The sequence below is a fragment of the Komagataeibacter sp. NFXK3 genome (assembly GCF_054182245.1).
The window spans coordinates 85,221-95,157 of sequence record NZ_JAPIVJ010000012.1 but is presented as its reverse complement, the minus strand read 5'-3'; the positions used below and the strand labels follow the sequence as shown (position 1 = coordinate 95,157).

Sequence of the window (9,937 nt, the reverse complement as noted above, 5' to 3'; positions counted from 1 at the left end):
CTTTGCCAGATCAATGCCTATCACTGTATCCTTCATCTGCCGTCCTTTCGCGCAGTCGTTTCTTCCAACGACCATTCTGGCACATTGCGATGCCGTGCGGGGAGGACGGCAACCACCCCATCTCACACGATTGGTACCCCTACCCATGGCCCACTGCGATCAATGTGGGCGGGCATGGCGCGGGCATGGAATATCCGGGCATCGTGTTTGATGGCATGCACGACCGCGATGCCAAGCTGTTCTGGATCACCACTCATGAACTCGGCCACACGTGGTTCCCCATGATTGTCGGCTCCAACGAGCGCCGCAACGGCTTCATGGATGAGGGCTTCAACACATTTATCGATTCACTGGCCTCGCTGCATTTCAACAACGGCGAGTTCGCGCCCAAGCATGATGGCGAATACGCACCCGATACCGGCAGGCCGGCTGATGATATCGTCAGGGTGCTCAAGGACCCGGTCTATCAGCCCCTCATGGCGCCCTCCTACATTCCCGGCCGGGGCGACCGGCATGCCATGCCCTATTTCAAGGCGGCGTACGGGCTGGAACTGCTGCGCAGCCAGATCCTTGGCCCCGAACGCTTTGACCCGGCGTTTCGCCACTACATTGCCGCCTGGGCCTATCGCCACCCCACGCCGTCCGACTTCTTCCGCTTGATAGAAAGTGACGCGGGCGAGGATCTGTCATGGTTCTGGCGCGGCTGGTATTTCACCAACGCCGCACCCGATTATGCGCTGGCGGGGCTGGAATATGTCGGGAATGACCCGGCAAAGGGGGTGCGGGTGACGGTGCAGAACAAAGGGGCCCTGCCGCTGCCGGTCACGTTGCAGGTAACCTGGGCCGATGGCACGACCACCCGGCGCATCCTGCCTACGGAGATATGGACGAAAGGCAACGAGGCTGTCGTGATCCTGCCCGGTGGCAGGCCGGTCCGCGCAGCCAGTCTCGACCCCGACCACGTTATTCCCGATATCGACCGCAGCAACAATGAAAGCACGTCCATAACACCGGTTGCCGCGGGCATGGTCGTGGCGCGGCGCAACCTGAGGCCGTAACGTGTGGACATGGACCGGGGGGAACAAAGGGGTTGTCGGGGCAATATATAATTGCATATAAGAAATAAATAGCGAATATGGCAGTATAGTTCATGTGATATAGTCGGACGTCATAAAAAATTCACACAAGTAATCCAATGTTGTTTCAGGGGTGTGGTAATCCCGCACCATCATAAAACCTTCATATTAAAAAGAGTAACCGCACTGATAGATGGTGAACCGCCTTCTCATTGCGGAGACCTTCAGGTGTCGATCAAGTTACTACGTAATGGTCATGTTGCCTTTGGCCTGTTCTGTTCTGCCCTTGCGCTCTCCACGGCGCATGCACAGACGGTCCAGCCTGCCTCCAGGGAGAAGAATCCTGAGCGGGCGCCGTATAAAAAGGCGGCCGCAGCGCATAAGGATGATGCGCGGGCTTCTTCCGCCAATGTCGAGCAGATCATGGCAACGTCCCGCCGCACACGCTCCGAGCAGACCGTAAACCGCACCCAGTTGCAGCGCATCCTGCCCGGCATCAACCCGGTCAAGGCACTCGAGATCCTGCCGGGCGTCGTGTTTGAAAATGCTGACCCATGGGGCAATAACGAACAGAATTCATCGCTTTACATTCACGGCTTCAACCAGAACCAGCTTGGCTTTACGCTTGATGGCGTGCCTCTGGGCGACCAGTCCTATGGCAATTACAACGGTCTCTCGCCCCAGCGCGCGGCCATAAGCGAGAACATCGGCTCCGCTACCGTTGCAACGGGTGCGGGCGCGCTTGGCACGGCCTCGACCAGCAACCTTGGCGGCTCGCTGGAATTCACGACACAGGACCCGCTGCACAAGGCCGGTGGCCAGCTTTCCCAGACCTTCGGCAGCTGGTCCACCTTCCGCACCTTTGCCCGGGTTGATACGGGCGATTTTGGCCATAACAACTCGGCCTATGTTTCATGGGCGCGACAGGATGCGCGGGCATGGGACTTTGCGGGTCATCAGGGTGGCAATCAGGTCAACGCCAAGTTCGTGCATGACGGGTCGCACGACAAGATCACGACTTTCTTTGACTGGTCCGACAAGGTGGAACCCAATGAAGACGGGATTGTCGAGCCATCAGGCGGGAGCATGTACGTGCGCCCGTTCCTGTACCCCAACCTGAACGAAGCCGTGAACTATTACAAGAATGCGGCCAATATCGCAGGTAATAATTACCGTAATTATTACTCCGATGCCCAGCGTGAAGATTTCCTGGCCTATACAAAATGGACGCATGATTTCAGCGCGCACCTGCACTGGACCAACCAGATCTACTACCATCATGACATGGGCGAGGGCGTGGTGGCCGGCCCGATCAGTGCTGCCGGCCTGCCGACCCTTTTCGGGGCCTATTACCCCAATGCATCTTCTGGCGACCTGTCCAACGTGTTTGGCGGCTCGGGCATGGCAACGCGCACGACCGAATACTGGGATAATCGCGGCGGCCTGATGTCCACCCTGCGCTATGAGGTTGGCCACCACCATATTGAACTTGGCGGCTGGTACGAACGCAACAACAACACCCAGGCCCGGCGCTGGTATGCCTTTGACATCAACAACCCCACAACCCCCTATGACCGCCAGCAGAACCCGCTGATCCACCAGTACACAAACTATTTCTATACCAATACCTGGACCACGCACCTGCAGGATAGCTGGCAGATTACCAAGAACTTCATGCTGAATGCGGGCTTCAAGTCCGAGCTGGTCTATACAAACGGCACCCTGCCGGTTGCCGCCCTGCCGGGGTCGCTCTCACCCAAAACGGCTGAAACCATTCCCGGTGGCCGGATTGCCACGGTCAGGCCGTTCCTGCCTTCCTTTGGCGCCTTGTGGAATTTCACGCCGCATGAGCAGTGGTTTGCCAATATTCAGGAGAACATGCGTTCGTTCCAGGATACGGGCTACGGCAATGCCAGCCCCTGGGGCATGACCAGTCAGGAGGCATTCGAGAACTTCAAGAAAAACGGCAAGCCCGAAACCTCATGGACCTATGAAACCGGCCTGCGTACCAACCGCAACGTCAAGCTCGGCCCGCTGACCCATATCAGCGGGCAGCTTGAATACTATCATGTCCATTTCTCCAACCGCCTGCTTGCCGTAGCTTCATCGGCGTACAACAGCAATGTTTCCTATATTATCGGTTCATCCACCATCCTGACCAATGTCGGTTCTGTCTCGACCGATGGTATGGATTTCTCGTTCACGGCGCAGTTTGGCCCGCATTTCTCCTTCTATAATGCGCTGTCTTATAACAAGTCCGTTTATAATGATGATTATTTCTCAGGTACCACACAGGTGCATACGGCAGGAAAGAATGTTGTCGGCCTGCCTGACTGGACCGAAAAATTCGTGGCCTCCACCAACTGGGGCCGTTTCTATGGCCAGTTCATCGGTGATGTCATTGGCCGGCGTTACACGACCTATACCAACGACCTTTCGGTCGGGTCCTATGCGCTGTTCAGCATCAATGCCGGTTATACCATCAAGGGCATTCCGCATGTGCAGGGGCTCAAGGTGCAGGGCAACATCACCAACCTGACCAATACCCGTGCCTGGTCCACTCTCAGCACCTCACAGGCAAGCGGGCAGTATACGGCCTACCCCATGGCGCCGCGCATGTTCTTCCTGACGGTTGGCGCAAGCTTCTAAGCCAGCCTGCTGGCAGGGCCCCGGTGGCATCACGGCACCGGGGCCAATGCGGCAATACGTTAAGCCCTTTTGCAAGAAGGCGGCGTTCTTCGAGGCTTTAAAAAAAGCTTCACCAAAAACTTTCTGATGATTACTGGATATTTTCCGAGCTAATTTTTCAAACAGTCCCTTAACGAAGAGGGATACAAAATTTCCACATGGCAGGCCGACCGGCATGCCATGCGGGCAAGGTCTGGCAGGCCCTAGAACCCGTTCACCGTCGTCTGCCCTGTCGCCATGGAATACGAGCAGGCCCGGTCCCCATCGGTTACCACCAGCCAGATGATGTTGCGCAGCCCGGTATAGAACTGCCCCGCATCGCGCAGCGAGGTATAGCCATGATGGCGGAACCATGCGGCGATGATGGTGGTAGGCTGGTTGCCAAACGATTTGCGGATCGTATCAAGCAGCTTGTCGCATTGCGGGCGGCTGAAGCTGTCATGGTTCTGGTACCATATGCCCACCAGGATGCTGTTGCGCCTTGGGTCGAAATCGGCCACCGGCACCATGTCGCTGTCATAGGTGTCGGGCAGGCTGTCAATTTCGTGCTGCATGGCGCGCTCGGCGCGGATCAGGCCAAGGTCCATCATGGTCAGCTTGTCGGAAAACAGGGTGCTGACGACCTGTGAGGCCGGTGTCTGGGCGGCAGCGGTGGCACACCCCCACCCCAGCAGGGCAAGAAACACGAACAGATGGCGCAAGATATCCCCCATGGCGGACTGGCTGTGGTTCATCCTTGTCATGGATGGGCGGCCATGACGGTGCCCCGGGTAACGGCCAGCCCTCATGTCATGACAGGAATTAAATAAAAATAACCTTTCAGGCCATATATGTTGACTTGAATGTCATGCACATAAAGCCTATCTGCCATGAATATAATGACTGACATGGCGGTGAACGGGAGTGTGCGCGATATGACACGGATGAAGCTTGCCCTGCGTGGCTGGTTGCAGGTGGTGTGGGGCCAGATCGTGCGCGAAACCGGTTATGCCATCAGCCATGAACGCCTGCAGCGCCGTGGCCTGCTGATTGAAAAGCTCGGCCATGGCCTGCTCTACCGCGCCCACAGGCTGGGGGCGGCATCTGCTGCTGCCTCGGTGGCCGACCCTTACGCCACGCCCTCACGCGCAACCGAAGGCTGAAGCCGGGCAGGCCATCGTGCCTGTTATTTGAAGGATTCGTGACAAACGTGCCCGTTTTCCCCTGTTTCTGACAGGTCTTTCCACAGGGTTGCCCGGACATCCTTCCCCCGAATCTGGGGATAAATGCGCACCCGCAGCACGGATGAAAAAAGAAGAAAAGTTCTTGGTGAAGCTTTGCCTTTTTGAAAAAAGGCGACACCCAAGAACTTTTATCATTTCACCAGCTCCTAACGGTGCCCCGCAAGGTGCTGCATGTCATCGCCCACATGGCGCAGCGCGTCGCGCACCGACATGTGGCGGCGGTTCCCCGCCTCTGACACGACCGTAACGGTAGCCGTCATGCCGGCTGCCAGCACGAGGCCGGACGGCACGCTATCGATATGCACCCGCACGGGAATGCGCTGCGCCAGCCGCACCCAGGTATAGACCGGGTCCACCGCGGGCAGCCCCTGTATGGAGGTGGCGGCGTTGTTGCTGGCAATGCCGCGCGTAATGCTTTCCACATGGCCGAACAGGGGTTCATGAAATCCCATCAGGTCCAGCCGCACGGGTTCGCCTTCGCGGATGGAATGGATTTTCGTCTCCTCGAAATACCCGTCCACCCAGTAGGAATCCGCATCGATGATCTGGATGTTCACATGCCCGGCACTGGCATAGTCGCCCGCGCGCATGGTCAGGTTGGTTACATAGCCGTTGAGCGAACTGCGCACCTCGGTGCGCTCAAGGTCGATGCGCGCCTGCCGCAGGTCGGCCAGGGCCGAGGCGTATTGTGCTTCCGCCTGCTGGGCCACGGCCTCGAACTGCTGCTTTTCCTCGCCAGATACCGCCACACCGGAAATCTTCTGCCGGCGTTCGTATTGCGAGGTCTTGAACTCAAGGTCGGCGCGGCGTTCGTTAACCGCCGCCTCGGCAATATCCACCTTCACCCGGAAATCGAACGGGTCGATCACGTACAGCACGTCGCCCTTGTGCACGAACTGGTTGTCATGCACGCGCACTTCATTGACCTGGCCCGAAATGCGCGGCGCGATATTGGCCACCTGCGCGCGGACCTGCCCGTTCCGTGTCCAGGGTGAGGCGGTATAATAATCCCACAGCACGATGACCACGATGGCCGCGACACAAAGAATGGTCGCGGTAATGGCCAGGCGTACGAAGCGGTTTGCATATGCGAACACGTCAGCAGTCTTTCACAACATCAGGGTATACAGGCCGACAAGGCTGATCAGCAGGCCGAACTGGGCCAGCGGCGGGTTCCACACAAAGCGCCACAGGTTGAACCACGAGAGTGCGGCCCGCAGCACAAGCAGCGTGCACAGCGCCAGCCCGAGGTTCATGACAAAGGCCGAGACCAGCACGCCTTCCACATCCACGACCTGCCGCATCAGCCTGCCTTTTCCATTTTGATGATGCCGTAATGGCGCAGCCGGGGCTGGGCCGCGCGCCATGCGTGCAGTACCCCGTCCAGCCCGGCCAGCAGGTTGATCGCCGCCACCTGCTCGGGTTGTGGCAGGTAGGGGGAGGGAGCAGGCACGGCGGCACAGGCGTGTTGCAGGCGCGCGTCAAGGTCGCCCCAGGGCGCGTGCAGGCGCAGTTCGCGTGCGGCCAGTTCAGCCGCGGGCCGCAGCAGGGCATGGCTTTGCGCCTGGCGGGCATAGGCCCGCGCCCGCGCCAGCGCGCCATCGAGTTCGGTAAAGGCGGTGAAGCTTTCAAGCTGCCGGGCGCCGCTGGGGCTGGGCGGCAGGCGGTCGTTCCAGAACTGCATCTGGGCCAGCCGGTCATAGGCGCGGGTGAGGCGGGTCGGGCCATCGGCCTCGCCCCGGCCCGCCATCTGGCGTTCAAGCGCGCGCACGATGGTCGATGCCATCCAGAAGCGCTGCCTGCGCGCTGATGGCGGAAACAGCAGCACGAGGATGATGAAGGCCAGCAGGGCGGCGAGCAGGTAGAAGATGTTACGATTGAGGAATTCGGTGGGGTTGTAGCTCTGGTGGTTGTCCAGCCCCAGCATGGCGAAGAAGAACACCCCGTAATTGAACCCGATCGCAGCCGTGCCCGGCCGCATGAGCAGCAAGCAGGCCAAAAAGGTCTGCGGCAGGAGCGCCAGCGCGAGGAAGGGCATGTCCGCCCCGTGCAGCAGCACGAAGAAGTTCAGCGCCGCCGCCGCCAGCACGCTGCACGGAATGCCGATCACCGCCCCCATGCCAAAGCGGGCCGTATCGACATTGGTGGCCGCCAGCGTCAGGGTCAGCGCGGTCTGGGCCAGGGCCACGGTTGCACCCGGCAGGCCGGTGATCACGCATACTGCCGCCGCGAACGAGAAGCCCACCAGCACCCGCAGCGCCCCGATGAAGGCAAGCAGGATGTTGGGCTGTGTTGCGATGGCAATGGTCTTGCTGTCGGCTGCGCTGCCGGTGCCGTCTACCAGCATCTGCTGGCCTGCATGCAGCCGCACGCGCGCGGTGAGCATGCGGGCCGCGCGCTCGATGGCGAAGGCTTCATCGGCATTGGGCACATGGCCGGGAAGCGCTTCGCGGATGGCCTGAAGGATGCGCAGCGTAAACCCCGCCTGGTCCAGCCGCAGGTCGGTCTGGCGTGCGATGCGGGCAATGGCCTCCTCAACAGCGGGGTCGATGTTGCCGTGGCCTGTGTGGCGGCCAAGGCCGCGCGCGCAGTCGAGCACCGTCAGCATGGACACCATGGCCAGCCGCGCCCCGTTGGCCCGCATGCCGCCACGCTCGAATTCCGTGCGGGCGTAGGACAGGCGCGTGGTCAGCGCCAGAATGCCCCCGGCCAGCTTGATGTCGGCCTGTGCGCCCCTGTCATACAGGTGTTGCAGGGCCGCGCGCGCAGTCTCGCTGATGGGGCGGGTGAGCTGCTTCAGCCCGTTGGCCAGGCCGCGCGTGGCCTCGGGTGAGCCGGAGAGGATATTGACCACCGCCACCGCGAACACCCCAATGGTGATGGCCGAGGCGCGTGATACGGCAATGCTGAACACATTCTGCGGCGTGTCGATGCAGTTGACCGCCACGAGTGCCACCGTATAGCCCGACAGCAGCGCGCCATAGGAGCGGAAGTCACGCTCGAGCGACCCCACGAACGCACACGCCGCCAGCCACAGCGCAACCCCGCCCAGAAACGGCCCGCGCTGCTGGTTCCACACCGCCACCAGCACGATGGACACGCCCATGCCTACCACCGTGCCGATAATGCGGTAAAATGCCTTGGAGAGCGCCTGCCCGCGCAGCGGCTGCGCCAGGATCATCACGGTCACGCCCACCAGGAGTGGATTGTCGATCTGGACCCAGAACGCCGTGGCCAGCCCGATGACGAGCGAGCACCACGTGCGCAGGCTGAAGCCCAGCCACCCCGCAGGCAGCCTGTCAGCCCAGGGGAAATAGAGACGTGCCATGTCGCGCAGGCGCTGCCCTGCGTTTGCTGCCGCTGTGTCGGACATGGCCTCCCTGACCGTTCGGTGGTCTTGGCATTCCATACAATGGAAGTTGCAGCAAATTCATAACAAATGATGTACGGCGTCCTGCCCTGCGGCAGGTTTCATGCAGGCGAGATTACCCGGTGGCGCACCACTTCGCCCACGATGATCAGCGCGGGGCTGGCCACGCCTGCTTCGGCGGCTTGCGCGGGCAGGTCGCCCAGCGTGCCGGTCAGTACGCGCTGGTCGGCCCGCGTGCCGCGCTCGATAATGGCGGCGGGCCACTGGGGCGGCAGGCCGTGCTCGACCAGTTTCGCGCACAGGGCAGGCAGGGCGGAGACACCCATGTAGATCACCACCGTCTGGCCGGGGCGGGCCATGCTGTCCCATGGCAGGTGCAGCGTGCCGTCGGCGCGGGCATGGCCGGTCACGAACAGGCAGGCCTGTGCGCAGTCGCGGTGGGTGAGGGGAATGCCTGCATAGGCAGCACAGCCATTGGCCGCCGTAATGCCCGGCACCACCTGGAAGGGAATGGCAGATTCAAGCAGCGCCTCGATTTCCTCCCCGCCACGGCCAAACACGAACGGGTCGCCGCCCTTGAGCCGCAGCACGCGCTGGCCCGCCTGCGCGCGGCGGATCAGCTCGGCGTTGATCTCTTCCTGCGGCATGGTGTGGTTGTTGCGCCGCTTGCCCACGAACACCAGCTCCGCATCGCGGCGCACGCGGTCGAGCAGGGCGGGGGAGAGAAGCTGGTCATACAGCACGCAATCGGCATTCTGCATCAGGTGCAGGGCGCGCAGCGTGAGCAGGTCCGGGTCACCGGGGCCCGCGCCCACCAGCCAGACCTCGCCGCGCGTGGCGGTGGTGGCGATGATGTCATCAAGCACCGCGCGCGCGCGGGTGGCATCGCCATTGCGGGCGGCCTGCGCGCCCGCGCCATCAAGAAAGGTTTCCCATACCTGCCTGCGCCGCGAAATATCGGGGCAGGCGGTGCCCACATGCTCGCGCTGCTGCTGCATGAACACGGCCAGCGCGCCCGTGCCCTCAGGTATGGTGCTTTCCACCAGCTCGCGCAGGCGGCGCGCCAGAACGGGGGCGGCACCCCCGGTGGAAATGGCAATGCGCACCAGCCCGCGATGGATCTGGGCAGGCGTGATGAAGGTGGAAGGCTGCGGGTCATCAACCGCGCAGACGGGAATGTTCATGCCGCGCGCAATCGCGGCGGCCGCACGGTTGACATCACGGTCATCGGTCGCGGCATAGACCAGCCGGCAGCCGGGCATGGCGGCGCGCAGCGTTGCCTCATCCGCCGTGGAAGCGATGCGGGTGATGCTGCCCTCATCTTCCCAACGCTGCATCTCGGCATCGAGGCGGCCTGCGATCACCTCAACCCGGGCGCGGTGGGCAAGCAGGAGGCGCACCTTGTTGGCGGCGATCATGCCGCCCCCCACCACCAGCACCCGGACACCGTCCAGCCGCAGCGCGATGGGAAACCATGCGGGTTCGGAAATATTGGTCATGCGCTTGAAATCACCGGGCGTGCCGGCATCCTGTCAACTGGGGAGGCGTGTCTGGTCCGTGCCGGGCGGCGTGGGATGGGT

At 61.6% G+C, this 9,937-nt stretch carries 7 protein-coding genes and 1 pseudogene; 3 read left to right on the top strand and 5 right to left on the bottom strand.

The annotated features are described in order from the left end of the window. Nucleotides 1-122: 122 nt before the first annotated feature. Nucleotides 123-1,058 (top strand): annotated as a pseudogene (locus OQZ28_RS13170) (M1 family aminopeptidase); the annotation flags it as partial. 246 nt (nt 1,059-1,304) lie between these two features. Then, the gene (locus OQZ28_RS13165; RefSeq protein ID WP_458136393.1) at nt 1,305-3,725 is read left to right on the top strand and encodes a TonB-dependent receptor; all 2,421 of its coding nucleotides are present in this window, start codon (nt 1,305-1,307) and stop codon (nt 3,723-3,725) included. A 242-nt stretch (nt 3,726-3,967) separates the two neighbouring features. On the opposite strand, the gene OQZ28_RS13160 is transcribed toward OQZ28_RS13165, so the two are convergent. Continuing rightward, nucleotides 3,968-4,507 carry a hypothetical protein gene (locus OQZ28_RS13160; protein ID WP_458136392.1) on the bottom strand — a complete coding sequence of 180 codons (540 nt, stop codon included), beginning with the start codon at nt 4,505-4,507 and terminating at the stop codon, nt 3,968-3,970. Nucleotides 4,508-4,678: 171 nt separating this feature from the next. Between OQZ28_RS13160 and OQZ28_RS13155 the strand changes: the two genes are divergently transcribed. Next, the gene (locus tag OQZ28_RS13155) at nt 4,679-4,906 is read left to right on the top strand and encodes a hypothetical protein (RefSeq protein ID WP_130731380.1); all 228 of its coding nucleotides are present in this window, start codon (nt 4,679-4,681) and stop codon (nt 4,904-4,906) included. 227 nt (nt 4,907-5,133) lie between these two features. Here OQZ28_RS13155 and OQZ28_RS13150 read toward each other — a convergent pair whose 3' ends face one another. The 4 genes from OQZ28_RS13150 to cysG all read right to left on the bottom strand — a co-directional run bounded on the left by OQZ28_RS13150 (nt 5,134) and on the right by cysG (nt 9,856). Beyond that, nucleotides 5,134-6,084: an efflux RND transporter periplasmic adaptor subunit gene (locus tag OQZ28_RS13150; protein ID WP_458136391.1), complete on the bottom strand. Its 951-nt coding sequence runs from the start codon at nt 6,082-6,084 to the stop codon at nt 5,134-5,136. Between the two features lie 12 nt (nt 6,085-6,096). Then, nucleotides 6,097-6,291, bottom strand: coding sequence for a DUF1656 domain-containing protein (locus OQZ28_RS13145; protein WP_458136390.1), 195 nt, complete (start codon nt 6,289-6,291; stop codon nt 6,097-6,099). Further along, the gene (locus OQZ28_RS13140) at nt 6,291-8,360 is read right to left on the bottom strand and encodes an FUSC family protein (protein ID WP_458136389.1); all 2,070 of its coding nucleotides are present in this window, start codon (nt 8,358-8,360) and stop codon (nt 6,291-6,293) included. Before OQZ28_RS13140 ends, OQZ28_RS13145 begins: the two co-directional genes overlap by 1 nt. A gap of 98 nt (nt 8,361-8,458) precedes the next feature. Next, complete coding sequence (cysG, locus tag OQZ28_RS13135) at nt 8,459-9,856, bottom strand: siroheme synthase CysG (RefSeq protein WP_458136388.1); 1,398 nt, start codon at nt 9,854-9,856, stop codon at nt 8,459-8,461. Nucleotides 9,857-9,937: the final 81 nt, after the last annotated feature.